Annotated in this window: 18 protein-coding genes and 2 pseudogenes; 9 read left to right on the top strand and 11 right to left on the bottom strand. The window is 64.9% G+C overall.

What is annotated here, in order from left to right; translation table 11 throughout:
• Nucleotides 1–257 precede the first annotated feature (257 nt).
• Nucleotides 258–1,050: pseudogene (locus ACVWW3_RS38680) on the bottom strand (protein-L-isoaspartate O-methyltransferase family protein).
• A pseudogene (locus ACVWW3_RS38675) lies at nucleotides 1,047–4,518 on the bottom strand (ATP-binding protein). Before ACVWW3_RS38675 ends, ACVWW3_RS38680 begins: the two co-directional pseudogenes overlap by 4 nt.
• 142 nt (nucleotides 4,519–4,660) lie before the next feature.
• Here ACVWW3_RS38675 and ACVWW3_RS38670 point away from each other — a divergent pair.
• The 4 genes from ACVWW3_RS38670 to ACVWW3_RS38655 all read left to right on the top strand — a co-directional run bounded on the left by ACVWW3_RS38670 (nucleotide 4,661) and on the right by ACVWW3_RS38655 (nucleotide 13,367).
• Nucleotides 4,661–11,113: an amino acid adenylation domain-containing protein gene (locus tag ACVWW3_RS38670; RefSeq protein WP_456651225.1), complete on the top strand. Its 6,453-nt coding sequence runs from the start codon at nucleotides 4,661–4,663 to the stop codon at nucleotides 11,111–11,113.
• 142 nt (nucleotides 11,114–11,255) lie between these two features.
• Nucleotides 11,256–11,426 carry a hypothetical protein gene (locus ACVWW3_RS38665; protein ID WP_247348931.1) on the top strand — a complete coding sequence of 57 codons (171 nt, stop codon included), beginning with the start codon at nucleotides 11,256–11,258 and terminating at the stop codon, nucleotides 11,424–11,426.
• A 232-nt stretch (nucleotides 11,427–11,658) separates the two neighbouring features.
• Nucleotides 11,659–12,390, top strand: coding sequence for a 4'-phosphopantetheinyl transferase family protein (locus ACVWW3_RS38660; RefSeq protein WP_456651226.1), 732 nt, complete (start codon nucleotides 11,659–11,661; stop codon nucleotides 12,388–12,390).
• Nucleotides 12,387–13,367: an LLM class flavin-dependent oxidoreductase gene (locus tag ACVWW3_RS38655; protein ID WP_456651227.1), complete on the top strand. Its 981-nt coding sequence runs from the start codon at nucleotides 12,387–12,389 to the stop codon at nucleotides 13,365–13,367. Before ACVWW3_RS38660 ends, ACVWW3_RS38655 begins: the two co-directional genes overlap by 4 nt.
• A gap of 2 nt (nucleotides 13,368–13,369) precedes the next feature.
• Here the strand turns inward: ACVWW3_RS38655 and ACVWW3_RS38650 are convergent, their stop codons facing one another.
• The 3 genes from ACVWW3_RS38650 to ACVWW3_RS38640 are packed head-to-tail and all read right to left on the bottom strand — an operon-like array spanning nucleotide 13,370 to nucleotide 16,419.
• The gene (locus ACVWW3_RS38650; RefSeq protein ID WP_354047514.1) at nucleotides 13,370–14,203 is read right to left on the bottom strand and encodes an ABC transporter ATP-binding protein; all 834 of its coding nucleotides are present in this window, start codon (nucleotides 14,201–14,203) and stop codon (nucleotides 13,370–13,372) included.
• Between the two features lie 13 nt (nucleotides 14,204–14,216).
• Nucleotides 14,217–15,017, bottom strand: a complete 801-nt coding sequence (locus ACVWW3_RS38645) for an ABC transporter permease (protein ID WP_456651228.1) — start codon at nucleotides 15,015–15,017, stop codon at nucleotides 14,217–14,219.
• Nucleotides 15,018–15,021: 4 nt separating this feature from the next.
• Complete coding sequence (locus tag ACVWW3_RS38640; protein ID WP_456651229.1) at nucleotides 15,022–16,419, bottom strand: ABC transporter substrate-binding protein; 1,398 nt, start codon at nucleotides 16,417–16,419, stop codon at nucleotides 15,022–15,024.
• A 48-nt stretch (nucleotides 16,420–16,467) separates the two neighbouring features.
• Here ACVWW3_RS38640 and ACVWW3_RS38635 point away from each other — a divergent pair, with 48 nt between their 5' ends.
• Both ACVWW3_RS38635 and ACVWW3_RS38630 read left to right on the top strand, forming a co-directional pair.
• On the top strand, nucleotides 16,468–16,659 hold the full coding sequence (locus ACVWW3_RS38635) for a hypothetical protein (protein WP_456651230.1): 192 nt from the start codon (nucleotides 16,468–16,470) through the stop codon (nucleotides 16,657–16,659).
• Nucleotides 16,660–16,747: 88 nt separating this feature from the next.
• Entirely contained in the window at nucleotides 16,748–17,587 is an 840-nt protein-coding gene (locus tag ACVWW3_RS38630) for a Crp/Fnr family transcriptional regulator (protein WP_456651231.1), read from the top strand.
• Nucleotides 17,588–17,599: 12 nt separating this feature from the next.
• On the opposite strand, the gene ACVWW3_RS38625 is transcribed toward ACVWW3_RS38630, so the two are convergent.
• From ACVWW3_RS38625 to ACVWW3_RS38615, 3 genes are all read right to left on the bottom strand, one after another.
• Nucleotides 17,600–18,625 (bottom strand): histone deacetylase family protein, encoded by a 1,026-nt coding sequence (locus ACVWW3_RS38625; protein WP_247348938.1) that lies wholly within the window; start codon nucleotides 18,623–18,625, stop codon nucleotides 17,600–17,602.
• Between the two features lie 126 nt (nucleotides 18,626–18,751).
• Nucleotides 18,752–19,693 (bottom strand): SMP-30/gluconolactonase/LRE family protein, encoded by a 942-nt coding sequence (locus tag ACVWW3_RS38620; protein WP_456651232.1) that lies wholly within the window; start codon nucleotides 19,691–19,693, stop codon nucleotides 18,752–18,754.
• A complete protein-coding gene (locus tag ACVWW3_RS38615) occupies nucleotides 19,650–21,722 on the bottom strand; it encodes a PQQ-dependent sugar dehydrogenase (RefSeq protein ID WP_456651233.1) in 2,073 nt (690 codons plus the stop codon). Before ACVWW3_RS38615 ends, ACVWW3_RS38620 begins: the two co-directional genes overlap by 44 nt.
• 205 nt (nucleotides 21,723–21,927) lie before the next feature.
• Here ACVWW3_RS38615 and ACVWW3_RS38610 point away from each other — a divergent pair, with 205 nt between their 5' ends.
• The 3 genes from ACVWW3_RS38610 to ACVWW3_RS38600 all read left to right on the top strand — a co-directional run bounded on the left by ACVWW3_RS38610 (nucleotide 21,928) and on the right by ACVWW3_RS38600 (nucleotide 24,205).
• Complete coding sequence (locus tag ACVWW3_RS38610; protein ID WP_247348940.1) at nucleotides 21,928–22,161, top strand: DUF6894 family protein; 234 nt, start codon at nucleotides 21,928–21,930, stop codon at nucleotides 22,159–22,161.
• A 9-nt stretch (nucleotides 22,162–22,170) separates the two neighbouring features.
• Nucleotides 22,171–22,347, top strand: a complete 177-nt coding sequence (locus ACVWW3_RS38605) for a hypothetical protein (RefSeq protein ID WP_456651234.1) — start codon at nucleotides 22,171–22,173, stop codon at nucleotides 22,345–22,347.
• 268 nt (nucleotides 22,348–22,615) lie between these two features.
• Nucleotides 22,616–24,205 (top strand): gamma-glutamyltransferase, encoded by a 1,590-nt coding sequence (locus ACVWW3_RS38600; RefSeq protein WP_456651235.1) that lies wholly within the window; start codon nucleotides 22,616–22,618, stop codon nucleotides 24,203–24,205.
• Nucleotides 24,206–24,207: 2 nt separating this feature from the next.
• Here ACVWW3_RS38600 and ACVWW3_RS38595 read toward each other — a convergent pair whose 3' ends face one another.
• The 3 genes from ACVWW3_RS38595 to ACVWW3_RS38585 are packed head-to-tail and all read right to left on the bottom strand — an operon-like array spanning nucleotide 24,208 to nucleotide 26,888.
• Nucleotides 24,208–25,494, bottom strand: coding sequence for an NAD(P)/FAD-dependent oxidoreductase (locus ACVWW3_RS38595; RefSeq protein WP_456651236.1), 1,287 nt, complete (start codon nucleotides 25,492–25,494; stop codon nucleotides 24,208–24,210).
• Between the two features lie 12 nt (nucleotides 25,495–25,506).
• On the bottom strand, nucleotides 25,507–26,238 hold the full coding sequence (locus tag ACVWW3_RS38590; protein WP_456672377.1) for an amino acid ABC transporter ATP-binding protein: 732 nt from the start codon (nucleotides 26,236–26,238) through the stop codon (nucleotides 25,507–25,509).
• Nucleotides 26,235–26,888 carry an amino acid ABC transporter permease gene (locus tag ACVWW3_RS38585; protein WP_247348947.1) on the bottom strand — a complete coding sequence of 218 codons (654 nt, stop codon included), beginning with the start codon at nucleotides 26,886–26,888 and terminating at the stop codon, nucleotides 26,235–26,237. The genes ACVWW3_RS38590 and ACVWW3_RS38585 overlap by 4 nt, the downstream gene beginning before the upstream one ends.
• Nucleotides 26,889–26,911: the final 23 nt, after the last annotated feature.

Below are 26,911 nucleotides of genomic sequence, written 5' to 3'. Positions count from 1 at the left end.
TTCGCGTACGAATGGCCAATCGTAGAATTGGTCGGCCTGACGCGCGTGAGCTGCCTTGGCCTTTTCCACGAGAGATGGGTCGCGACGAAGTCTCCGCACGATCAGCCGATGCATCATCAGCTTCGCGGTGTCGCCAACCAGGCCCTCGTTTAAGCCATCCTTCATGCGTTCATCCAGACCCAGCTCGAATATAAACGACCTGCCAGGAACAAAAAAGGGCGCAACTTCCCGATAGTTACCGCTTTGGCTCGGCGGACCTAATCCGATGGCAGCCCCTGCTCGATGCCGCAAAAGCGCAGCGGCGCCAGGGCGGAGGCCCGCTGCCACCAATCGGCGACGCGGTCGTCGAGCGCGGTCACACCTCGACCCTGGCCGGGGAAGATCCGGATCTGCTGCACCGCCTCGGCCTTCGAACCCCTTGCCCTTGCGGGTGATCTTGAGGGCAGCGCCTTCGCGGTCCCGCTGGGTCAGCGGCACCAGAAGGCGGCCGCGCGGGCGAAGCGACTGAAGCCAGAGCGGATGCGGCTGAGAGAATCCGGCATGCACGATGATCACGTCGGCGGGTTCGCCGATGTCCTCGCATCCGTCACCATGGACGACCACGACGTTGCGATAGGCGCGAAGATAGGTCGCGGCGCGCGCCGCAAGCCGCGCGTCGCATTCGATTGCATGCACCCTGCCCTTGGGGCCCACGATCTCCGAAAGCACTGCCGAGAAATAGCCGAGCCCGCAGCCGATCTGGACCACGCGGTCCTTCTCCCCGACGTCGAGCAAATCGATGAAGTGCGCCCACAGGCTCGGCAGTCCGGTATCGAGCTTGCGGCGCGCATCGATCGCGACCAGCACATTGTCCTGGAGATGAACGGGATCGGCATCCGGCGTCAGTCGATAGCCGCGCGCCGCCTCGCTCTTGACGCGCCAGGGTCCCTTCGCCAGAAACCTTTCGCGCGGAACGATGGCGAGGGCTTCGAGCAGGCGCTTTGAGGAGATCCGCTCGCGCTTTGCGATCAGCTCCACGTAACGCGCACGCGCGGCGGCGAGATCGTTCATCGCACGGGGTCGGCCTGTTCACGAACGGGCGCGTCCGCGCCGAGCTCGTTGACCAGTTGCAACGCCTGTTTCAGGTCCGGGGTGTAGAACCCCTCGTTGAACTTGCCGACGATCGGCGCGAGCAGCAGGCTTGCGTGCTCGCGCTTGCCGGCTTGGTGCGACAGCCGCGCGAGGCTGACGGCGGTGCGAAGCTCCCAGGACAGCGCGCCCTGCTTGCGCGCGATCTCCAGCGACAGGCCGAACAACTCCTCGGCCTCCTGCACCGAGGCCGGATTCCCGTCCGACAGGGTGATCTCGCCTTGCAGGCGGTAGACCTCGGCGAGGTAGGAATGATCGCCGGTCCGCCGCGCGGTCGCGAAGCGCACCGTCCAGCGCGCGCAAGGCGGCGTCGCGCATCCCGACCTTGGCGTAGGCCTCCGCGAGCAGGCAGCGGAACCAGCAACCGGCGAGCCAGGAATCCATCGCCTCGTATTCGTCGAGGCCGAAGCGCATCTGGCTGAGGCCTTCGTCGGCCTCGCCGAGCTGCGCCAGCGCCCAGCCGCGCAGGATCGCCGCCTGCTGCTTCCAGTGCAGGAAGTTGTGCTCGGTGGCGATGATCATGGCGCGGTTGGCGTGGTCGCGCGTGCCCTCGACATCGCGCAAATGCTGGCAGAGATAGGCGCCGAACACGAGCGCGAAGGCGAGCGTGAAGGGGTGGCGGATCTTCTCGGCGTTCGCGATCGCCTGCTCGCTGTGCTGGCGCGCCGCGTCGGGCCGGCCGAGGAACCACAGGAGATAGCCGAGATAGGACAGCGAGACGACGCCGGGATCAGTGCCGTGCCGCTCCATCAGGTCTGAGTGCAGATCGGGGCTGTAGAGGTTGATGCAACGGTGCAAATGATGCTGGGACGCGGCAAAGCGCCCGCGATAGAGCATGGTCATCGCGATCGAGCGGTGCGCCTCGATCAGATAGCCGGTCTGCTGCGCCGGCTGCGTCCGCTCGTTCAGCCGCTCGCGCTTGGCGAATTTCAACAGCTCGACACTGAGATCGTGCGCGCGGGTGAGATCGGCGCGGATGAAATGACAGACCCAGAGCCCGCGCGTGGCGGCGAAGGCCTTTTCGTCGTCATCGAGCTGCTGGCCGAGTTCGAGGGCGCGGATGTAGTTCTCCTCGACCTCCTGCACGGCATAGCCCTTGGCGGCGATCAGTGCGTTGCCGAGCGCGATGCGCAGCTCGAGCTCCATCTCGTCGGCGCCCTGCATGCGCGCATTGGCCTGGACGACGCTTAAGCCCCGGCGCAGATGGCCGATCGCCTCCAGATTGGCGCCGCTCTTGGCCGCTTGCTTGCCGGCCTTGAGCCAGAAGCTGGCGGCCCCCTCGCTCTGGCCGGATTCGGTCAAATGATGGGCGAGCAGCTCCGGTTCGCGCTCGGTCTTCTCCGGATACATCTCGGCGAGCACCTGGGCGATCCGGGAATGCAGCTTGCGCCGCTCGCTGTGCAACAGGCTCGCATGCGCGGCGTTCTGGATCATCACGTGCTTGAAGGAGTAGAGCGCGTCCGGCGGATGGCCGCGGCGCATGATCAGCCCGGCCTCCTCCAAATGATTGAGCGCGGCCTCGATCTGCTCGGCGGGCGTATTGGCGACCGCGTGCAGCGTCTCGTAAGAGAATTCGCGGCCGATGGTGGCGCCGATCTGCGCGATCCGCTTGAACGGCCCCATCCGGTCCAGTCGCGCCATCAGCGAGTCCGTCAGCGTCGCGGGGATCGCGAGCTGCCGCCACGGGCCCGACAGCACGTAGCGCCCGTGCCGCTCGGTCAGGAGGTTGGATTCCAGAACCGTCTTGGTCAGCTCTTCCAGAAACAGCGGCACGCCGTCGGTCTTGACGATGATCTCCTCGACGACCTCCTTGGGAAGCTCGCGTCCCGCCACGCGCTCGACCAGCGTCGCGCGCAACTGCCGGCTCAACCGGTTCAGCACCAGCGTCGTAATGTGCGAATGGGCGCTCCAGCTCGGCTGGAATTCGGTGCGCGCTGTCATGATCACCAGGATCGGCCGGTTCTGTGCCCGGTCGACCAGGAGATCGATCACCTCGCGGGAAGTCGGGTCGATCCAGTGCAAATCCTCGAATGCGATCACCAGCGGCTGCTCGCGCGCAAGGCCGAGGAAATGATTGACCAGCGCGGCGACGGTCGCATCCTTTTGCTGCTGCGGCGACAGCTCGAGCGGCGGATAGCGGTCACCGATCGGAATGGACAATAGCGCGGCAAACAGCGGCGCAACCTGCTCGATGTCGCCATGAGCGGCGGAGATCGCGATCTCCAGGTTCGCCAGCGACTGCGCGGACGCATCCTCACGATCGAGGCCAAGGGAGAATTTGAGCTGCTCGGCGAACGGATAGAACGCTGTGGAGGTGTAATAGGGCGAGCACTGGAACGAGACCTGTCCATGGCGGTCGCCCGCGATCCGCTCGAAGATTTCCTGGATGATGCGCGACTTGCCGATGCCGGGCTCGCCGAACTTGACCACGACCTGGCCGTCGCCCTCCTTGACCTGCTGCCAGCGGCCCATCAGTAGCGCGATCTCTTCCTCGCGGTTGACGAGCGGGGTCAGCCGCGTGCCCATGGCAGCGGCGAAGCGGGTCTCCACCCGCGACGCCCGCATCACGTGCCAGGCCTGCGCCTTGTCCGAGATACCCTTCAGCGCGTGGACGCCGAGATCGCGGTAGTCGAACTTCCCCTTCAGCAGCGACTGGGTCGAGGCGGAAATCACCACACCGTTGGGCGGCGCCAGACCTTGGAGGCGCGCGGCGAGATTGACGGTTTCTCCGACCGCGGAGTCGCGCTCTTCGGTGCCCTGTCCGACGAGGTCGCCAACCACGACGAGACCGGTCGCGATGCCGATGCGGACGGCGGGTGAGTGGCTGAGCGCACCACGCGGCTCGACCGCGCGCGCTGTCGATAGTACCCGCACGATCTCGAGCCCCGCGCGCACCGCGCGCTCGGCGTCGTCCTCATGTGCGGTCGGATAGCCGAAATAGACCAAAATACCGTCGCCGACGAAGCGAGCGGCAAAACCCTCGTAGTGCTTCACCACGCGGACACAGGTTTCGCGGAAGCTCGCGATCATGTCGCGCACGTCTTCGGGATCGAACTGCACCGACAGCGAAGTGGAATCCACCATGTCGCAGAACATGGTGGTGAGCTGACGCCGCTCGGCCCCGACTTCCGTGCGGGGTTGAGGGCGAGCCGCCGCGTCGGACTTCTCCGCTGTTTCGGCCCGGAACAACGCGGTCATGGCCCGCTGGAGCCGCTTCCGATCGCCGAGCGGCAATCCGAGCTCGACCAGATCGGATTCGGTCAGATCTCCCATGACGTCGAGATCGAGACGGTGCTCTGCGAAGAGATCGGTATAGTGGCCGAGACCGACGCCTTCGAGCCAGCGCTTCAGCCCGCCTTCCCTTCCCGTGACCGGCTCATTCTCCAGCATGGTGATTTCTGCCCGACCATCACTCCGTCGAAGCGCTAAGGGCCCCTCAACCACAGATTTTGGGACCAAAACTTCACCTCAGACTGGACGCGTTCCCTTACTTCTTGGAAGAATAGCCCAATCGGATCAAAAGGGAACGGAATTGTCGGACGTCACATTCCCAGCGCCGCAGGGGTCAGCCAGCATAACGGCCGAAACGAAGATATTCGCGGATATCGGCGGCCTTCTCGTTTTCCATGCCCGCAAGACGCCGGCGGCGCCCGCCCTCCTCGCCCCTGGCCGGCCGGCCCTCAACTACGGCGCGATTGGCGACCGGACGCAGGATCTCGTCCGTACGCTGCGCGGGCTCGGCATAGTCCCTTCCGACCGGGTTGCGGTTGCGCTGCCGCGTGGCGCCGACAGCGCACTGGCCCTGATCGCGGTCGCCTCGAGCTGCGCCTGCGTTCCCGTCAATCCCGACCTGACGGCGGACGAGCTGCAACGCTATTTCAGCGAATTGAAGTTGACGGCGCTGATCACCCGGGCTGATACGAACTCGGCGAGCCGTGACGTCGCGAAAGCGCTCGATATCGCTGTGATCGATTTCGTGCCGGGGCCGCAAGACGATCTCGGCGGCTGCACGTTTGTCGGACCGCCGGTTGGGCCGGCAAACAACGGCGGCGCCTCGCGCGGCGACGACGACGCGTTCATCCTGCTGACATCGGGCACGGCAGCGCGGCCGAAGATGGTGCCGCTGACGCACCGCAATGTGTGCCTCTCCGCTTACAACGCCGGCCGCGCGCTGTCGCTGACGTCGCACGATCGCCTGCTCAACGCGCTACCTCTGTTTCACGCCCATGGTCTGATTTCCGGTCTGCTCACGGCGCTGGCTGCGGGCTCCAGCGTGATCTGCACCGACGGTTTCGACGCATCATCCTTCTTCGGCTGGATGCGGCAGCTGCAACCCACCTGGTACACGGCAGTGCCGACCATCCATCGCGCGCTGCTGACGGCGGCGGAAGCGAACCCGGACCTTGCCCGATCGTCGCCGTTGCGCGTGATCCGCTCGGCCTCCGCCTCGCTTGCGCCTGCGATCCTCGACGGGCTGGAGGCGACGTTCGGCGTTCCCGTGCTCGAAACCTACGGCATGACGGAGGCGGCCTCGCAGATCGCGGCTAATCCGTTCGAACTGCGCAAGGCCGGATCGGTCGGCCGCGCCGCGGGCCCCGAGATCGCGATCATGGATGAGACTGGCCGTACGCTCGCGAGCGGCGAGCACGGCGAAATCATGCTTCGCGGACCGAATATGAGCCGCGGCTACTATAATGACGAGGCGGCAACACAGGCGGCCTTCCGCAACGGCTGGTTCCGGACCGGCGATCTCGGCTACCTCGACTCCGACGGCTATCTCTTCATCGTCGGCCGTATCAAGGACGTCATCAACCGCGGCGGGCAGAAGATCTCGCCGCTGGAGGTCGAAGAGGTCCTGCTCAGTCATCCTGCGGTGCTGGAGGCCGGCGTGTTTGCCGTCCCGCACCAGAAGCTCGGCGAGAATGTCACCGCGGTCGTGGTGCTGCGGCCGAATTCCGAGGCGACCTCGGATCAGTTGCGCCAGTTCGCGCGGAAACGGCTCGCGGCCTACAAGGTGCCGAGCCTGATCCGCAGCGTCGCCACGCTGCCGAAAGGCGCCAGTGGCAAGGTCAAGCGCAATGCGCTCGCCGAGCTGGTCGTGACAGTGGACGGCGGCGACGGGACGCGGCTGCCACGAACCGAACTGGAGACCCAGCTCGCGGGGATTTGGGCCGGGCTGCTGGAGCTGCCGCAGATCGGCGTCGATCAGGACGTGTTTGCGCTCGGCGCGGACTCGCTCGCGGCCACACAGATGCGCTCGCGCCTGCGCGAACGTTTCACCGTCGATTTCTCGTTCGAGGACATCTTTGATTGCGCCACGGTCTCAGCCCTGGCGGCCCGGGTCGAGACCGCCACAACCCATCGCGAAACGATGCTGCCGGCCTGGCGCAAAGCCGCGGAAACAGACGCGCCGCTGTCGTTCCAGCAGCAGCGGATGTACGTGCTCTCGCGGCTCGACCCAACGCGCTACAATTATAACGTCGTCGAAGTCGCGCTCCTCAAGGGCCAGGTCGACGTCGCCGCGCTTTCTGCTGCCCTCACTGCGGTCGCTGCGCGCAATGAGGCACTGCGGTCGGTCTTCGTCGAACGCGAGGGTGAGCCGGCGCAGCTTGTGCTGCAATCGCCGCCGCGGTTCGAGCGGATCAAGCTCAAGCCCTGCTCCGCGGACAAGCGAACGGCTGTGATCAGGCGCGAGGCCCTCAAGCTCGCGCAATATCCGTTCGACCTTGCGCGCGAGCCGCCGCTGAAGGTCACGCTGCTGTCGTTCGACAAAATCAGCCACGCGCTGGTGGTCAACGTCCATCACCTCGTCACCGACGGCTGGTCGCAGCGGCTGTTCTGGGAAGAACTCGCCGCCCATTATTCGGCAGCGCGCAAGAACGACGTGATGGTACTGCCTTCGCCCGCCTTCCAGTACCGTGACTTTGCGCTCTGGCAGCAGAGCTGGGCGCAGACGCCTGCGGCAAAGGAGCAACTCGATTACTGGCGGGCGCAGCTCGACCGCGTCACCACGCTGCCGCTGCGGACCGACCGGTCAAGGCCGGAGGTCTGGAGCGGACACGGTGCCCGTCGCTATCTCGAGTTCTCCAGGACTCTGTCGGCCGACCTGCGTGCGCTGAGCCAGAACCAGGGCGTCACGCCCTTCATGACCCTGCTCGCGGTGTTCCAGTGCCTACTGTTCCGCCACACCGGACACGAGGATGTCGCGACGGGATCGCTGATCGCCAACCGCAACCAGATCGAGAGCGAGCGGCTGATCGGGCTCTTGGCAAACACCCTGATCCTGCGCAACGATTTCAGCGGCGATCCGAGCTTCGGCGACATGTTGCGACGGGTGCGGCAGGTCACGCTCGATGCCTACCGCAACCAGGACCTTGCGATCGAGGAAGTCCTGCGCGCGCTTCAGATCGCGCGCCGGAGCGATGGCAATCCGCTGTTCCGGATCATGTTCATCCTCCAGAACGCATCGATCGAGGCGGCACGTTTCTCCGGCCTGTCGACGCGGCGGATCGAGATCGATCCAAAGGTGGCACGATTCGACATCACGCTCGAACTGGTCGAGGCCGGCGGCCGTTTCACCGGATTCTTCGAATACGCTACCGATCTGTTCGACGCAGCGACGATCGAGGGCATGGCCGCTCAGTTCAAGACTCTGCTCAAATCCGTCATCGCCGATCCGGAGCAGCGCATCTCGCACCTGCCACTCCTGACCGCGGCCGAACGCCGGCAGCTGCTGGCGCAAGGCCGCGGCGTGCGGGCCAATGTCACCTCGCGCGACAACCTAAGCGAACGCTTCGACCGTCAGGCCAGGAAAACGCCGAACGCGATCGCGGTGTCGGACGGCAGCACATCCCTGAGTTATCGCGAGTTGGCGCGCCGCAGCCAGGCGGCCGCGCGCTGGCTGGCCCGGGAGGGCGTTGGTGCCGAGGCCGTGGTCGCCTTGCTTGCGGATCGCGGGCCCGACCTGCTCGCCGCGATGATCGCCGTGCAGCGGGTGGGCGCGGCCTTCCTCAATCTCGATCCCGACCAGCCGCCGGCGCGGATCGCGACCATCCTTGGATCGAGCTGTGCCCGCATGCTGCTGACCGGACGCGCGCAGTCATCCATGGTCGAGGCGCTGCTCGAACCACTGGTCGAGCGCATCCAGGTTGCCGCGCTCGAAGACGCGATCACGCCAGGACTGACCAAGCCAGCCCGCGCGGCGCGGCGCACGGCTTCCAGCCTCGCCTATCTCGTCTATACCTCCGGATCCTCCGGCGCGCCGAAGGGCGTCATGATCGAGCAGCGCGGGCTTTCGAATCATCTGGCCTCGCTCATCTCCGAGCTCGGCCTCTCGTTCCGGGACGTGATCGCGCAGACCGCGCCGCAGAGCTTTGTCATCTCGGTGTGGCAGTTCCTCGCGGGGCCCATGGTCGGCGCGCGCGTTCATGTCTGCGGCAGCGCGACGGTGCGGGACCCGATCTTGCTCGCGCGGGAGATCGAGCGCGAGGGCATCACGGTGCTCGAGATCGTCCCGTCGCTGTTGCGGGTGATCCTTGATCGCATGGACGAGGCACCGATCCGACGCGCCTTTGCGAGGCTGCGCCTCCTGATCTCGACTGGCGAGCCGCTGCCGGTCGATCTCTGCAAGGCCTGGTTCGCGCGCTGTCCGAAAGTGCCGCTGATCAATGCCTATGGCGCGTCGGAATGTTCCGACGACGTCTCGCTGCATCGCCTGACCAAGGCGCCGGCGACCATGACGGGCAACGTCCCGGTCGGCACGCCGCTGCCGAACACCCAGCTCTACGTGCTCGACGCAGGCCTGCAGCCGCAACCGGTCGGCGTGACCGGCGAGCTCTGCATCGGCGGCGCCGGTGTCGGCCGCGGCTATGTCAACGACCCCGCACAGAACCGGCAGCGCTTCCTGCCCGATCCGTTCTCGCGCAAAGCAAGCAGCCGGCTGTACCGGACCGGCGACCTAGCCCGCCGCCGCGCCGACGGCACGATCGAATGCCTCGGCCGCGCCGACCATCAGGTCAAGGTTCGCGGCTACCGTATCGAACTCAAGGAGATCGAGAACGCGCTTGCCGACCATCCGAGTGTGCGCGCCGGCATCGTCGAGCCGCGTCGCGAAGCAAGCGGCGATGTCAGGCTGATCGCCCATGTCGTCGCAAGGTCAGGCAGCCGGAGCAGCGCCAGCGAGTTGCGCGAATTCCTGAAGAGCCGGCTGCAGGGCCATGCCATCCCGTCCGCGTTCCTGTTCCTGGATCAGGTACCGCTCAACGCCCATGGCAAAATCGACCGGACCGCGCTGCTGGCGCCGGCGCAGCAGGAAGCGCCCGAACCTGATGCGGCCGTGCCGGCGCGGGGCTTCACCGAAAAGGTGCTGTCCGACATCTGGATCGACCTGTTGAAGGTCGAGAGCCTCGGCGTCACCGACAATTTCTTCGACCTCGGCGGCCATTCGCTGCTGGCGGGCCAGGCGATGGCGCGCGTCGCCCGTGCGCTCGGCGTGTCGCTGCCGATCAAGACCATCTTCGAGGCACCGACGATCGAAGAGCTTGCCCGGCGGATCGACGAGGCCGCGGCGGCAAAGCCGCGCAAGCCGGCTGCAAGCGCAGCAAGATTGGCGAGAGCGAGCCTGGCCGAAAGCGGCCCTCCCGCGCTCTCGATCGCGCAGGACCAGATGCTCCGGATCGAGCAGAATCTTCCCAGACTGCCGCTGTTCAACCTGCCTTTCGCCTTTCGTCTCCAGGGGCCGCTCAATCTGGCCGCCCTGGCGCAGGCGATCGACGATGTCGTGCACCGGCACGAATCGCTGCGAACCAGTTTCGGCTGGAGCGGCGGGGAGCCCGTCAGCCGCATCGCCGCGCCCGGCACCTTCGGCCGCGTTCTGACTGTCGAGACGATCGGCGATGGTCAGCCCCACAACAACAAGCGGCGCAAGGCGCTGGAGCTCCGCAAGATTGATCTCCTGATCGAACAGGAGACCTATGCCCCGATCGACACCACGCGCGCGCCGCTGCTGCGCGCCCGGCTGTTGCGGCTCCACGACGGCGATCATGTGCTGCTGCTGACGTTGCACCACGCAATCGTCGACGGCTGGTCGATCGGCGTGCTGTTCGAGGAATTGTCCCACCGCTATGCGGCGCTGGCCGGCTATCCGTCGGTGCCGCTGCCGAAACTGCCGCCGGCCTTTTCGAACGTCGTGCGCTGGCAGCACTGGTGGTGCGGCACCGATGCCGCCCGCCGTCAGGCGGCCGAATGGACGGAGAATTTGCGCGGGGCGACACCCGTTTTCGACCGGGGATCAAGCCCGGGCGCGTCCACGGGACACCGTCCGGTCAGTCTCGAACGTGAGCTGATCGGCCGGCTCACCGCGTTCGCCGGCCAGCACAATTGCACGCTGTTCATGTGCCTGCTGACCGGCCTGAAAGCCCTGCTGCTGGCGCGGACCGGCCACAACGACATCTCGATCGCCACCGCCATGGCCAATCGCGCCCAGCCGGACACCGACCGGATCGTCGGTCCGTTCGAGAACACGGTGATCGTTCGCACCAAAATCACGCCGGAGCTATCGTTCGTGCAGGCCCTGGCCCGGGTCCGTCAGAGCGTGCTCGATGCGTATGCGCGCCAGGAGCTGCCGTTCAACATCCTGGCCGATCATCTGGAGCAGGAGGGGGTCAATCCGGCCTCGCTGCTCCAGGTCTATTTCACGCTGCAAAATCCGCTGCGCCAGCCGCTCGATCTGCCCGATCTCACGACAGCGTCGATCGGCAACATCGCGCGCGAAGGCCAGCCGGTGCTGCCGATCGACCAGACCTGGCTGTCGCTGATGCTCAAGGAGCGGCCGACCGGAATCACCGGTTCATGCAATTACAAGAGCGAGCTGCTCGATGGCGCTACAGTCGGCCTGTGGATGGAGGATCTCGTCGCGCTGCTCGGGGCCGCCGTCGCTCAACCCAACGCGCCGCTCGGCCGATTGCTCAATCGCAGGGCGGGATGACCGGCCGCAAAGCACGGGCGAATACGGGTTCACTCGCCATAGCTGTGAATGACCAAGTTGCATCTTGATTATTTGGCGCCACCGCGCAAGATTATTCTCGCGTTTTGATTTGGACGATTATTTTCAACCGGGAGCGTTAGTTATGGGTTTCATCAAATTTACCAAGGGCGCCTCGTTGAGCGACAAGGACCGCAAGGCCCTGCAGAAGCTGCTCGGCGCCGAGAAGAAGAAGCTGCAGTCCGCGCTGAAGGACGTCGACGCCAGCATTTCGATGCTCGGCAGCTCCAAGAAGGCCAAGAAGAAGAAGAAGTAAGGCTCGGCGGCCCGGACGCCGCTCGAAATCTTCAGGCTTCAGTTTCGGAAATGGGCCGCTCGCTTGCCGAGTTGGTGTCTCGCACAAGCTTGCGCCCGTAAACCGACCAGCAATCGACAAGGATTCGCCCGAGTGGACCGCTAGAAGCGGTCCGCTCAGTTGATTCTTGCTCAGTTGATTCTTCCGTCATGGCAGGGGATTTGGCCCCGGCCTGACGCCATGGGCCCAATTGATGGCAGACGACAGGATTGAACTGTTTGTCGGACTGATCGAGACTTTTGACGCGCCCGGTGCGGTCGATACGTGCCGGCGTTTGCTCTCGGTCGACGAACGGGTACGAGCCGACCGCTTCAAGTTCGAACGGCACCGGCGGCAGTATATTTTCGCGCACGCGATGTTGCGGCTTGCGCTCTCGCACGTCGCGCCGAATGTCGCGCCCACCGAATGGTCATTTGCGGCCGGGCGTTACGGAAGGCCGTTTGTCGCATCACCCAAGATCTCGAGCGCGCTGCATTTCAGCCTGTCCCATGCCGATGGCTGCGTTGCCTGCGTCGTGTCGCGGCATGAGACCGTCGGCGTCGACGTCGAGACCGTGTCACGGCGCGTCGCGCCGCTGTCCACCGCGCTTCGGTTCTTCGCGCCGGAAGAAGTCGAAACGCTGCGTGGACTTCCGGAGCCCGCCGCGATCGAGCGCTTCTTCGACTACTGGACGCTCAAGGAGGCTTATTTGAAGGCCAGGGGTTTCGGCCTCAATTTGCCGCTCGACGCTTTCGCGATGCAGGTGTCGCGAGAGGCGATCGAGATCAGCTTCAAGCCCGATATCGCCGACGATCCGCAAGGGTGGCGATTCCAGCTATTCTCGCCGTCGCCCTCGCATCGCCTCGCGATCGCCGACGGCTCCCGCGCCACCGGCGGGCTGCCCATTACCCGCAATGCCTGGCCGCTCCAGGAAGCGGCTGAATGACGCCGCGGCGGCTGCGCGTCTTTCCGGCGATCTCGCGCAACCGCGATCCCGAGAAATATGTCGGTGAGCTGATGCGGGTGGCCCAGTTTGCCGACCGCAACGGCTTTGAAGGCATCCTTCTGTTCGAAGGCAACGACGTGTTCGTCGAGCCCTGGGCGATGGCCCAGCACATCATGGCAGAGACGACGCGGTCCTCGCCGCTGATCGCGGTCAATCCGGTCTACATGCACCCGTTCACGGCGGCGAAATTCGTCTCGTCCTTTGCGCAGCTCCACGGCCGCAAGGTCTATCTCAACATGATCACGGGCACCGCGGTCAGCGATCTGCAGGGGTTGGGCGACGAGCAGTCGCATGCCGACCGCTATGTCCGGCTCGGCGAATTCGTCGCCTTGATGCGCCAATTGCTGGCAAGCCCGCGGCCAGCGACTTTCGAGGGCCGGTTCTACCGCGCAAGCAATCTGCAACTGCGGCCGCGCCTGCCGCCGGAGCTGATGCCGGAATTTCTGGTCGCCGGCCAGTCCGAGCCGGCACAGCGCGTGGCGAAGGAGACCGGCTGCATCAAGATGCAGATGCTGCCGCCCGATCTCGAAGGCGGCCTCGATGTATCAGGCATGAATTTTGGAATTTTTGCGCGCGAGGGACGCGACGAAGCCCGGCAAGCGGCGAAGGTGCGTTTCCGCGACAACCCCGACGATCGTGAGTTGCTCGCGCTCACCGTGGAGAACAGCGATTCCGTGTGGAAGCGGCGCCTGTTCGAGGGCCAGAGCGGCGAGCTCGCGGACAATGGCTACTGGCTGCTGCCGTTCCTGACCTTCCAGGCCGATTGCCCCTATCTCGTCGGCAGCTACGCCGAGATCGGCGCGAAGCTGAAGGAGTTTGCGGCGAAGGGGCTGACCACGATCATGCTCGACATGGTCGCAGACGAGACCGAGATGCAGCACGTCTGCAAGGCGCTCGCGGCGAGCGGGATGTTTTGAGGTCAGACGCCGAGCGGACTGAGCCGTGCCAACGGCTCGCTGCCTTCCGGCCGCCGTAGAAGCTGCATGACATGCCGCTTCAGGCGCACGAACTCGGGCTCGGTCACAAGATCGTGGCTGCGTGGCCGCGCGAAAGGCAGCACGACATCCTCAATCACCCGGCCGGGCCTCGCACTCATCACAACGATGCGATCGGCGAGGAACAATGCCTCGTCGATATCATGGGTGACGAAGACCGTGGTGGTCGGGATCTTGCCCCAGATGTCGAGCAGGACCTCCTGCATCATGGCGCGCGTCTGCGCGTCCAGCGCACTGAAAGGTTCGTCCATCAGCAGCACCCGCGGCTGGTTGATCAGGACCCGCGCGATTTCGACGCGCTGCTGCATGCCGCCCGACAGTTGCGCCGGATAGAACGCCTCGAAGCCGGAAAGGCCGACCAGCTTCAGGATGGTGTCGGCGGCGCGGTCGCGCTCTCTTCTCGCCAGGCCCCGCATCTTCGGGCCGAAGGCGACATTGTCGCGCACCCGCTTCCAGGGAAACAGCGTGTGCTGTTGAAACACCATGCCACGGTCCGGACTCGGTCCCTGGACCTTCTGCCCATCGATCGCGAGTCGGCCGGCCGTAATCGGCAGATGTCCGGCCAGTGCGCCGAGCAGCGTGGACTTGCCGCAGCCGGAGGGACCGAGGATGCAGACGAGCTCGCCCGGCGCGATGGCAAAGTCGAGACCACTCACCGCCTCGAACGCATCGCTGCCTTCGCCGAGCGAGATCGAGACATCAGCAATGTCGATGCGACCGACACTCTTCGCGTCGACATCCGCGACCCGAATATTCATCGCGCCGCGCCTTTCATCGTCTAACTCTTGAGCTGCGCCAGGGCATCAGAAGCCGCCCGGCGGTCGTCAGCAGCCAGCTGGAGCCCATGCCGAGCAGGCCGATGATCAGCATGCCGACGATGATGTCGGCATAATTCTGCAGCGTGTAAGCCTCCCAGGTATAATAGCCGATCCCGAACTGACCGGAGATCATCTCCGCGGTGACGAGACAGAACCACGACGTCCCCATACCGATCGCAAGCCCGGTGACGATGCTCGGCGCGGCGTCCGGCAACACCACTTCCGTGAGAATCGCAAAACCGCCTGCACCGAGGCTCCGGGCGGAGGCGACCAGCCGGCGGTCGACATTCGCAACACCATGGACCGTGTTCAGCACGATCGGAAACAGGGCACCGATGAAGGTAATGTAGATCATCGACAGTTCGGACGACGGGAACATCAGGATCGACAGCGGTATCCACGCCACCGCCGGTATCGGCCGCAGCAATTCGAGCGGCGGCAGCAACAGGTCGCTCGCGGCGCGCGACCGGCCAATCGCAAAACCCAGGATCACGCCGATCACCACCGCCGCACCGTAGCCCGCTAACACGCGCCAGAGACTACTGGTGATATGCGCTGTCAGTTTTGGCGACCGAAACAAGGCGACGGCGGATTGAACGACCTCGACCGGCGGCGGCACGTTGCGGAAGGTGACGATCCCCAGATTGAGGTGGGTCGTCGAAGCGACCTGCCACAGGGCGATGCAGGCAAGGATCGACAGGCCGCGGATCACCCATCGGATGCCAGCGGGCCGCGCCTGGATTACGATGGCCATCGCTTCACCGGCTCGCAATGAGCGACTCACGCGCCGCCGTGAAGTCGAGCACCGCGCCGCCATGCTGCTTCGACCAGCGTTCGGCCGCGTCCTTGAGCAGGAACGCGCTCAGTTCGCCGCTGGACGATCGCACGAACCAGGCCTGGTTTGCGAACAGCTTGATGCCGCTCTCACGATCCTGAGCGTAGACGACGCGGATGGTCTTGCCGTCCTTCTCAAGGCCGGCGAGCGCCTTGAGCGCGTTCTCGGGCGACGCGTAATGGCGCACATGAGCCTCATCCCTGACCCAGATCTGCGCAACGCGGGTGACGTCGCCGATCTCGGCGCCCGTCGCCGCGTCCTTGGCCCGAAGCGGAAGCTGCGCATAGTTCTTCAGCTCGGAGTCGTAATCCCGCCCCGCTTGAGCGGCCGCCACGCGGATGAACTTGTCCGTGACGAACTGGTCAATATCGAGATCGCTATCCGCCCGCTTGAGCAGCTTCAGCGTCTTGATCGAGGTTGCGACTGCCTGGCGGTATTCCGGCTTCCAGGTCACGTCGCGGGTCTGAAGACCGAGCGGGCCGTGGAAGAGATAGTCGACCTCGGCGTCAATGCCGGTCACCTTCGCGATCAGCTCACTGTACTTTTCTGGTTCCTCCGCGATCAGGCGATCCGCCTCGAGCGCAGCGCGTAAATAGGCGACGACGATCTCCGGGTATTTTTCGGCATAGTCGGCGTCGACCAGTCCGCCGTGGAACGTCGGCGCGTTTGCCTGCGCGCCGTCAAAAATCTTGCGCGCAAAACCGCGCCACGGAAACAGTTCGGCGAACGGGACGAAATCGGCATGCGCCTCGATCTTGCCGGTCTGCAAGGCCGGCCCTGCAACTTCGGGCGCCTGCGTGATGATGTTGACATCGGTCTCGGGATTCCAGCCCTTGGCCTCGATGGCGCGGAGCAACATGCCGTGCGAGGTCGAGGCAAAGGGTACGGAGATGGTCTTGCCTTTGAGCTCGTCGAGCGACTGCACCGGCGAATTTAACGGCACCACGATTCCGTTGCCGCTGCCCTTGGTGCTGCCGGACAGCACGCTGATGAAGAGGCTGCGGCGCCCCGCCTTCTGGAACGCAACGCCGTTCAGCGATCCTGGAAAATCCGCCATCGCGCCGAAATCAAGCTTGCCTGCGACCATCTCGTTGGTGAGCGGCGCGCCGCTGGTAAAGTTCTTCCACTGGATGTCGTAGGCCACATCCTTGTACTTGCCGTCACGGGGTAGGAATTTCTCCAGCAGCTTCAGCTCGCGAATGAGCAGCCCGCCGGTCGCGCAGTTGATGGTCGTATCCTGCGTGCCGACCGCCACCCGGATCGTCTCGGCCTGCGACGGACCCAACATGGCGACGGTGATGGCCATGACGGCTGCACTCATTCTCACAGAGCTCAAATCGACCATCAAACTGTCCTCGGAGGCCGGCCCATGCCGGCGGCGACGCGAGCTGGGACTATCGAAGGCGTGGCGCCAGGGTTGAAGCAATTACTTGCATCGCTGTCGCAGACCGCTCACGTCGTGATTTTCGTCATGCAGCGGCGCAAAGGATTTTCTCAAGACAAAGCCATCGGCAGAGGAAACGTTTCGCGGTCGATCGTCGCGCGTATCAGGCTTTGCTAAGTGATTTGGAACGATCGCAAAGAGATGGACATCGCACCACCGCCGCTCTTACCTGTTCGCAAGACCTCTGAGACCTAAACGGATTGCGATGACCATACTCAAGGAAGCTGCCGCGATCGAGCCTGCCGCTTTCACCGACCAGCCTCACCCAGGCGTTCAGTTCGACTGGACCGACCGCGAGAAGACGCATGCCGTCCGCGGCACACGTGCGAAGACGGCGAGTTCGGCGCTGTTCATGAGCGAGACAATCGACGGATTGAATGCTGGTGCGCATTTCCTCGGCCGTTTGTCGCCGCTCGAGCAATCGCGCGTTCACGCGGCCGGCCGCACGATCACGGTGCCCCAGGGCGGGATGGTATTCAGCCAGGGCGACGGCCACGACGGCATCTTCATCATCCGCGGCGGTCAGGTGCGGGTCTACTATACAGCGCCGTCGGGGCGCGAAATCACACTCGCCTACTGGACGCCTGGACATTTCATCGGCGGTCCGGAGATTTCTGGCGGCGGCATTCACATGTGGTCCGGCATTGCGATCGAGGCCTGTGAGATCACGGCACTCTCCGGCCCTGCGCTCGAGAAGTTGTTGACCGCCATGCCGAGCTTCGCGCTGGCGCTGATCGACGGCCTGATTGCCAAGGGCAAGTGCTACTCCTCGATGGCGCAGATCCTCGGCACGCGCTCGGTGATCGAACGGCTGGCGCAGTTCCTGCTCACTTTGTCGGAGCTTCATGGCGTTGCCGATGGCGACAGCATCGTCATCAACCGCAAGATCACCCATGACCAGATCGCGGCCATGGTCGGCTCGACCCGGCAATGGGTCACGATGATGCTGAAGCGCTTCCAGAACCGCCGCATCATCGCCATCGACGGCAGCAGCATCCGGATCAGGCGGATCGATCTGCTGGAGCAGATTTTGTTCAAGGATTAGAGGGCGCCCCCCTCACCGCGCCTCTTCGAATCCCGCCAGCACCGAAGTCAGGTTCGCGCCCAGAATATCCGAGAGATAGCCGCCCTCCTGCACGAACACGGTCGGCAGGCCCATCTTCGCGATGGCCTGGCCGATGCGGCGGAAGCCGGGCGTGGTGACGGCCAATCCCTTCAGCGGATCGTGCTCGGAGGCATCGAGGCCAAGCGCGATGACGAGGGCGCCGGGCGCAAAGGATTCGATCGCCTTGCGCGCGACGTCCATGGCCTGGATGTAACCGTCGTCGCCGGTGCCGATCGCCAGGGGGATATTGAGGTTGGTACCGAGGCCGGGACCTTCACCGCGCTCATGGGCGTAGCCCCACACGTAAGGATAATACGCGACGGGATCGGCATGGATCGAGACCGTGTAGACATCGGGCCGCGCGTAGAAGATGCCTTGCGTGCCGTTGCCGTGATGGACGTCGACGTCGAGGATCACGACACGCTCGTGCCTCTGCCGCAGATGCGCCGCCGCGATCGCGCTGTTGTTGAGGAAGCAGAAGCCGCCGGCCATGTCGCGATAGGCGTGATGGCCGGGCGGACGGCAGAGAGCATAGGTCGCATCCTCGCCGTCCAGCACCATCTGTGCCGCGGTGACCGCGACGTCGGTGGCTGCGCAGGCCGCAGCCCATGTGCCCGCCCCGATTGGCGCCGCGGTGTCGGCGGTGTGCCAGCCGAGCCGGCCTATGATGTGAGTGGGATAAGTCGCGGCATGGCGCACCGGATGGATGTTGCCGATCATCTCCGGACCGGAATCGCCGAGCGCGGTCCAGGCCTCCCAGGCTTCGCTCAGGAACGACAGATATTCCGGGCTGTGAATGCGCGCGCGGGGCCCCTGCCCGAATGTGGTCGGTTCGACCAGCTGGTGCTTGCCGTCCTTCAGCCCCTTGAGCAGGCGGTCGGCACGTTCAGGCTGCTCGGTGGTGCGCTTGACGACACCGCGGACCAGGAAGAATTGCGGATCGTGGCTGCGATGCAGTTCGGTATGGACGGCTTTCACTCAGACACTCCGTGGTCGCTTTGATGGTGCCACAGTGGTCTAAATCCCTGCGGCGGCCAGACGCAAGCAAGAAGAATGCCGCCCCCGTCGCACCGCCCTGCGCCGGAAGCAGATCGCCTCTGATGCTCAGCAGCGCCCGCGCTGAAGACAGTGCTCGCGGCCCTGCTGGTCGGTGCGGAAGGACTCGACGAAGCCGCCCTGACGCTGGGTGACGAAGACGGTCTTCCCGTCGCTGCCGCCGAAGGCGAGGTTGGTCGGCTCCTTGGCCCTCAACGCGATCTCCCGCTCGACCGCGCCGTTGGCCTTCATCAACGTGATCGTGCCCTTGAGAATGCGCGCGACATAGAGGCGGCCGGCCATGTCGGTGCGCAAACCATCGACGGTGTCGGGCTGAAACGCCTTGACGAGTTTTGCGCCTGTCAGCTCGTTGCCGCTGATGGTGTAGGACCAGATTTGGCCGTTGCTGGATTCGCCGACATAGAGCGTCTTGCCATCAGGGCTGAGATCGATGCCGTTGGTGGTGCCCATCGCGCGCGGCGCCGACATGACCTGTCCCTGCACCGTTCCGTCGGCAGCTTTCGCAATACGCCAGATGTGACCTTCCCTGCCCTTCCAGTTCGGATCGCTCGCATAGATCGTGCCGTCGCGGGCGATCGTGATGTCGTTGGGCTGGTTCATCTCGTCGGAATGAAACCAGATCGCGGGGTTGGTTGATCCCTTCGGGATCGCGAAGATGTTGTGCTTCTTGTAGTCGGCGATGAACATGGTGCCGTCGCGCGCGAAGCGGATGGCGTTGCCGACACTGCCCTCGGGCAGCACCGTGAACGGCTCCGACGTCGCCCTGCCCGCGGGCAGCTTGCCGATGGTGCCGGGCTTGCCAAAATTGACGACGAAGAGATTGCCGTCGAGGTCGGCGGCCGGCCCTTCGATGCCGAAGGTGTATTCGCCCGGTGGCGTCACCTGCACGCTTTCGAACAGCTTTGTTTCCGCTCGGGCCGGCGCCGTCGCAAGGACGAGAAGAACGCTACTGCACAGGCAACAGAAATTCCTGCCGGATGTAATAGCCATCGTCGTCGCTGCACTCGCCATTCAGATAGGGATCGGCCGGCCGAAAGAAGCGGCTGAAGCCGGGTTTGTCTACAACGTTCCTTTGTGTCACGACGACGACCTTGGCGGCCGGTATTTCGCCGCATTCCTTGTTCGTTTTCCCAAAGAACTTGCGCTGCGGCGGGCCGGACTTGATACGCATCCGGGTGCCCGGAACCATTTTCGCCACCAGCAGATCCGCCGTGTCGCGCAGGCCCGCATAGCCGGGCTCGGTCTTCGGCAATTTTTCCCCGCCCGGGGGCATCAGCTTCTCCGCGCCTAACCCACGAAGCCGCATGCGCAGCTTGCCGGAATCGGGATCACCCGGATAGATCCAGCCGTCCTGCGACAGCATGAAGCGAAGCACCGTCGCGTCCTTCTGTGCGTCCGATTGGCCAGGCTTCAGCCCGAAATCCGAGTGACAGCCAACGCAGTGCTTCTCGACGAGGCCCTTGCGCAACGTCGTGAGGCGGACACCGTTCTGCGCGTCCCCGGCAACGAAGTTCGCGAGTTGATCGATCAGCGCCTGGCTGCGCATGTCGCAGGGCAGCGGCGGCGTCGCATCACCCGCGGCACGGTCGATCCGGATCACGGTCTGGTTCTTGTCCTCGACCAGCCAGATTGCGCCGTCTTCCGCGACCGTCATGCCGACCGGGGCGCCCTGCGGCCGCGCGCCGTTGACGCGATACCAGCCGGCGATCAGTTCCTCGAACGGCGCGGCGGCGACGTCGCCGGCCTCGGTCTGAAAGCTGTGGGTCGGATCGGCCGCGCAGCTGACATGGTAACGCACCGGCGCCGGGGCGGGCTTCGGGAAGCCGTGGTCGTCAACGTCGTAGACGAGGACACGGCTGCCGGTCGGACGATAGCCATGCAGGCCGACCAGCAGCTTGCCCTCGAGCTCCGGAAATTTCGCGCCGTGATAATAGAGCATCGCGAGCGGCGCGCCGTGCGGCGGCAGCAGCGAGAACGGCGCCTTGTAGAGGGCGTTGGCGGTGCACAGCGATCTGTAGACCCCCGACTGCAATACGATCCTGAACTCGGGGCTCGGCGTCGACAAATCGTAGCAATAGGGCCAGCCATAGTGCCGGCCCTGCTCGATCGCGTTGATCTCCTCGTTCGGCTTGAAGACGTCAGGCAGGTCGCGGCCGTTCTCGGCTTGCAGGAAGGCATAGCCGGCATCGGGAAAGTTCGGGTGCAGCGCCAGCGCCATCGAATTGCGCAGGCCACGCGCATAGACGCTGTGCGGCGGGTCGGTATCGCCAGGCTTCAACGCCGGGAAGACGCCGCCCGGGGGCGGCGTGAACAGCCAGATCGATGCCATCGCGGAAGCACCCTCGGCCGCTGCGCAAGGCTTTGTGATCGGTGCCGGCGTGATGCAGTCGTCGCTGTGCGAGCCGACATTGACGAACAACCGGCCGTTCCTGTCGAACACAAACTGCTTGAGCGGATGCGCGCTCTCGTCGAGCCTGGTGCCGTCGGGCAATGTGATCCGGCGGCCCGGCATGTGACGGATGACGGTCTCGACCGTGTCGCGCGGATTGGCGGCGAGCGGATCGAACCGGAAGATCGTCTCGGCGGTCGAGGCATAGAGCTTCTTGTCCGGGCCGATCACGGGGCCGAACGGATACTCAACACCGGTCAGCAATTCCCTGAACCGCTGGCCTTGGGGTGCATGCGGGTCGAGCAGCAGCAGCCGGCCATCGGTGTGGCCCCAGCCGGCCATGTCGGCGACCACGAACAGGTCGCGGCCGGGCACCTGGATGATCGAGCGCGGGAATTTCAGCCGATCCTCCTCGCTGGCGACGAGACCGGCGCAAAATCCCGCTTTCATGTCGATCTGGATTTTTGGAAAGGCGAGATCGGCGCTGCCGCAGGTCTCCGGACCGATCGCATAGCCGCTCTTGCGGACCGGTTCTGATGAGCCTACCGAGGCGAGGGGCAGGAGGACCACCAAGGCGCCCGCGCATGCGCGCAGGCTTCGGCGCTGACGCGAGAATGTGAGGTAGTTCACGGCGCCTCCCGGGCTTTCCGTTCAAAGTTGTTCCATGCTGCGGCAACGCCGTCCAGTTGATCAACACCCCCTTGTGATCAAACCCGCAGGGGTCTTCGTCCCGACCAATCTCCGTAAATTCCCTTACCGGGCTCGGCCCGAATGTTTCGCGAATGCTTCGGGTGGTATTGCTTTGCCGTCCCAATGGATTTCCGAGGAGGCGTGTATGGTTCAGATGTATTTCCATTGTTCCAATGCCGAAGGCACGCTGGTCGATCGGTACGGCACCCCCGTCGCCAATCTGAACGAGGCCCGTGACCGTGCTGCTCAGATCATGCGCTCGATGATCCTGACGCCCGGCACTGAGGACTGGCGTGACTGGGTGATCCATATCAGCGGCGACGACGGCGAGGAGATCTTCGACCTCCCCTTCACTGCCATGCTCGGCAAGCCGCACTGAGGTGATGCCATGTTGTCCCCGTCACTGAGCCTGCTCCGCCAGCCCCTGAACTTCGTCGCCGCCAAATGGCAGACGTTGATCCGGGTCGCGGGCGATCCCTACCGACCCGAGCTTCACTACATGCGCGGGCCCGGCCCGAAATGGCACGCCAAGTATCAGGCCAGCCGGCTGGATCGCGCCCGCTGAGCGCTGCGGCTTCTGTTCCCCACTGATCGGTCTCTCAATTCGTCATGCCCGGGCATAGCCGTCCGAAGGACGGCGTCGCTTCCGCTCGCCTATGCCCCGGGCATTCGCGTCTTGGCGCCTCCCCCGCCTGCTTCACACCAGCCATGTCGCGCCTCCCTTTCGATGTTCTCGTTGGGGGCGATGTGCCATTGTCCGAGCACTCCGCCAAATTGCGGAGCTCAGCGCAACGAAGCCCAGACAATTCAAGCCAAGACACACAGACATCATCATGCCGCACCAGTTCAGCCTCGCCCAAACCGTCCGCAAGCCCGCCGTCACATCCAAAGGCGGCATCGTCGCCTCGCAATCCCGGCGGGCGGCCGAAGTGGGGGCACAAGTGCTGGCCGCGGGCGGAGATTGCGTGGACGCGATCGTCGCGACCACCTTCGCGCTCAATGTGCTGGAGCCCTGGAACAGCGGCATGGGCGGCGGCGGCGCGATGGTGCTCTACCGCGCCGCGGAAAATCGCTATGAGGTGATCGACTACGGCATGTGCGCGCCGCAAAGCCTGCGCGCCGCCGACTATCCGCTCAGCGGCGAAGGCGCGGCCTCCGATCTGTTCCCTTGGCAGCGGGTGAAGGACGACCGCAACATCCATGGTCCCGGCGCGATTGCCGTGCCCGGCGTCGTCGCCGGCATGGAGGAGGCGCATCGCCGCCACGCCACCCTGCCGTGGAAAGATCTGGTCTCGCCGGCAGCGGCCCTCGCCGGCGAAGGCCTGCTGGTCGATTGGTGGACCACGCTGATGATCACGGCATCGGCGGCGGACCTTCGACGCTATCCCGCGAGCGCGGCAACATTTCTGAAGGACGGCCTGCCACCGAGCGCGCCGTGGGGCATCAAGTCCGAGACGCGACTGCCGCTGGACACGCTGAAGGCGACGTTATCGCATCTCGCAGCCGCCGGTCCGCGCGATTTCTACCAGGGCGACCTGGCCAAAAGCATCGCTTCCGACATCAAGGCCGACGGTGGCTCACTGTCGGTAGAGGACCTCGCCGCGTTCCGGGCCCATCTGCGCGAGCCGCTGGCGATTCCCTATCGCGGCGGCAAGGTCTTTGCGACGCCCGAGCTCACGGCCGGACCGACGATGGCTCATGCGCTGCGCCTGTTGCAACAGAATTTGGAGCCGGCGAGCGCGCCGGATGCGGCCGCCTATGCCGAATATGCCGTGGCCCTGCAATCGGCCTATCGCGAGCGGCTCAAGGACATGGGGGATGCCGACGGCAAGCGCTCGCTCGGCGCGGAATATCTGGCACCCGCCTGCACCACCCATTTCTCCGTGGTCGACCGCCACGGCAACATGGCGGCGGTGACGCAGACGCTGCTGTCATCCTTCGGCTCGAAATACGTGACGCCGCACAGTGGCATCGCCATGAACAACGGCATCATGTGGTTCGACCCGACGCCGGGCACCACCAACTCGCTCGTATCAGGCAAGCGCTGCCTCACCAACTACACGCCCATCATCGCCGAGACCAAAGACGGCAAGCGGCTCGCGGTCGGCGCTTCCGGCGGTCGCCGCATTCTGCCCTCGGTGATGCAGCTCGTGTCCTTTGCGATGGATTTTGGCATGGACCTCGATACCGCCATCCATCAGCCGCGCATCGACGCCAGCGAAGGCGCGATCGTGATCGGCGATATCAGGCTGCCGGCGGACATACGCGAGACACTCGCGGCGCGCTTCGACTATGAAGAAGCGCGGGTGCAGTCCTTGCCGCAAAAATTCGCCTGCCCGAGCGTGGTCATGCGCGATCGCGACACGAATTTTGGCGCGGTCGAGATTTTCCAGCCCTGGGCCGATGCAGTGGCGGAGGGCTGAGCTTAGATCCCCAGCCGGTCGCGCACCCGGCCCGCGATTACCGCGGTCGTCACGCCCACAGGCCAGAACGCGTGCATCGGGATCGGCTTGATGCCGGTGACGGGCATGTCGATCTCGGCCTTGGCGCCGCCGATCAGGCGGCGCGCGAGCTGCGCGCCCATCGCGGTCGAGAGCGCGACGCCGCGACCATTGCAGCCGAGCGAGATCAGGACGTTGTCCGCCGGCTCGTGCACATGCGGATAATGATCCCCGGTGATGGCGAGCCGGCTGTTCCAGCCATGGGTCCAGGCAATGCCCCTGAGCTGCGGCCATAACCGCTCGGCGTAGCGCATGAGATAGGCGACGTCGGTGGGCGAGCTGATCCAGCGCATCGGGCCACGGCCGCCCATCAACAGCCGATTCTGCTGATCGATGCGGTAATAGACGGTGATGTGGCCGCTCTCGTAGAGGACAGGGCGCGTCGGCATGATCGAACGCGCGACCTCATCCGAAAGCGGCGCGGTGGCTGCGATCGAGGAAAACACCGGCACGATGGTGCGGCGGAGCGCCGGCCAGAGATCGTCGGTGAAACCGTTGGTCGCGAGCAGCACCTTGTCGGCATGCACCACCGCACGCGGCGTTTCGATACGCCAGCCGCTGCCCTCACGGCGCAGCGACAGCGCCGGTGTCTCACCATGGACCTGCGCGCCTGCCGAGATCGCGGCGCGCGCCAGCCCGCGGGCATAGCTGAGCGGATGCAGATCGCCGCCGCGGGTGTCCAGCATGGCACCGATGTAGCGATCTGTACCGGTCAACTCGCGCAACTGCTCGCGATTCAGGTACGACACCGGCATGCCCCGGCTGATGCACTGCTGCGCGGTTGTCTCGATCGCAGCGGCGCTGGCCTCGTTATAGGCCGCGCGCAGCGTGCCGTTCTGCCGCGCCTCGCACGGGACCTGGTAACGGCGGATCAAATCGTGGGTGAAATTCGTCGTGCCGTAGGAGAAATCGATCATGCGGCGGCCAAGCTCAACGCCGAAATCGGCCTCGATCTGATCGGGGTCGTGCTTCAGACCGGGATTGGTGTGGCCACCATTATTGCCGGAGGCGCCCCAGCCCGGCTCCTGCGCCTCCAGCACCAGTGCCTCGACACCCTGCTCCGCCAGATGCAACGCCGTAGACAGACCGGTGTAGCCACCGCCAATGATGGCGACCGAGACCGTCTTGTCGACGTCGAGCGGCGGCGTGGCAACCGGCGCGACGGCAGTATCGGCATAGAGCGAGGGCGGCAGAGGCAGGCGCGCGTTCATGGCGAAGACCGGTCAGAGCGGATGCAGCACGCGGCGCAAAAAGTCCTGCGTGCGCGGATGCTGGGGTTGATTGAGCAGCGCCTTGGCCGGACCCTGCTCGACGATGACGCCGCCGTCGATGAACAGCACGCGGTCGGCGACGTCGCGAGCAAAGCCCATCTCGTGGGTGACGACGACCATGGTCATGCCGTCGTCGGCGAGCTTGCGCATCACGCCGAGAACGTCGCCGACCAATTCAGGATCGAGCGCCGAGGTGGGCTCGTCGAACAGGATGGCCTTGGGCTGCATCGCCAGCGCGCGCGCAATCGCGACGCGCTGCTGCTGGCCGCCGGAGAGTTGCGGCGGATGTGCGTCGGCCTTCTCGGCGAGCCCCACTTGCACCAGCAGGGCACGGCCGCGCTCGAGTGCCTGCGCACGCGGCTCCTTCTTCACATAGAACGGACCTTCGATGACGTTCTCCAGCACCGTCCGGTGCGGAAACAAATTGAAGCGCTGGAACACCATCGAGACCTGGGTGCGGATTTTCACGATCGACGGCGCGTCGCGGTCGACCTTCAATCCCTCGACGCTGATCTCGCCGCGGTCGTAGCTTTCGAGCCCGTTGATACAGCGCAAGATGGTGGACTTGCCGGAGCCGGACGGACCGACGATGCAGACCACCTCGCCCTTCTGCACCGACGCCGTGATGCCCTTGAGCACCTCGTTCTCGCCAAAACTCTTGTGGACGTCGGTAAGCTCGATCATTTCTTGCCGGCCCGTTTCTCGAAGTGACGGACCAGCAGGATCAGCGGAATACTCATGGTGAGATACATCAACGCAACAAGGGTGAACACGTTGGTGTTCTTGAAGGTCGAGGACGCGATCAGCTTGCCTTGCAGCGCGAGCTCGGCGACCGTGATGGTCGAGGCCTGCGACGAATCCTTCAGCATCATGATCATGACGTTGCCGTAAGGCGGCAGCACGATGCGCACCGCCTGCGGCAGCACCACGCGGCGCATGGTGAGCCACCAGCCCATGCCGATCGACTGCGCCGCCTCGATCTGCCCTTTGTCGATGGCCTCGATGCCGGCGCGGAAATTCTCGGCCTGGTAGGCCGAGTATGCGATGCCGAGCCCGAGAATCGCGGCCTGCAATGCGGATAGCGTGACCCCGAGATCGGGCATCACGAAGTAAAGATAGAACAAGAGCACGATGATCGGAATGCCGCGGATCACATTGATCAGGCTGGCGCTGAGCATCGACAGGACGCGGATGCCGGAGACCCGCATCATCGCCCAGACGAGGCCAAGCACTGTCGAGAGCAGGAGCGAGCCGATGGTGACGACGATCGTCAGCACGACGCCGCTCATCAGAATCGGGAAGAATTCAGCCGCGTCGTGCCAGAAGCCTTTCATCGATCAGCTTTCATCGAATTGGC

The sequence above is a fragment of the Bradyrhizobium sp. LM2.9 genome (genome assembly GCF_054056555.1).
Note: the sequence above shows the minus strand (reverse complement) of the source record. Positions and strands in the feature narration are given on the sequence as shown.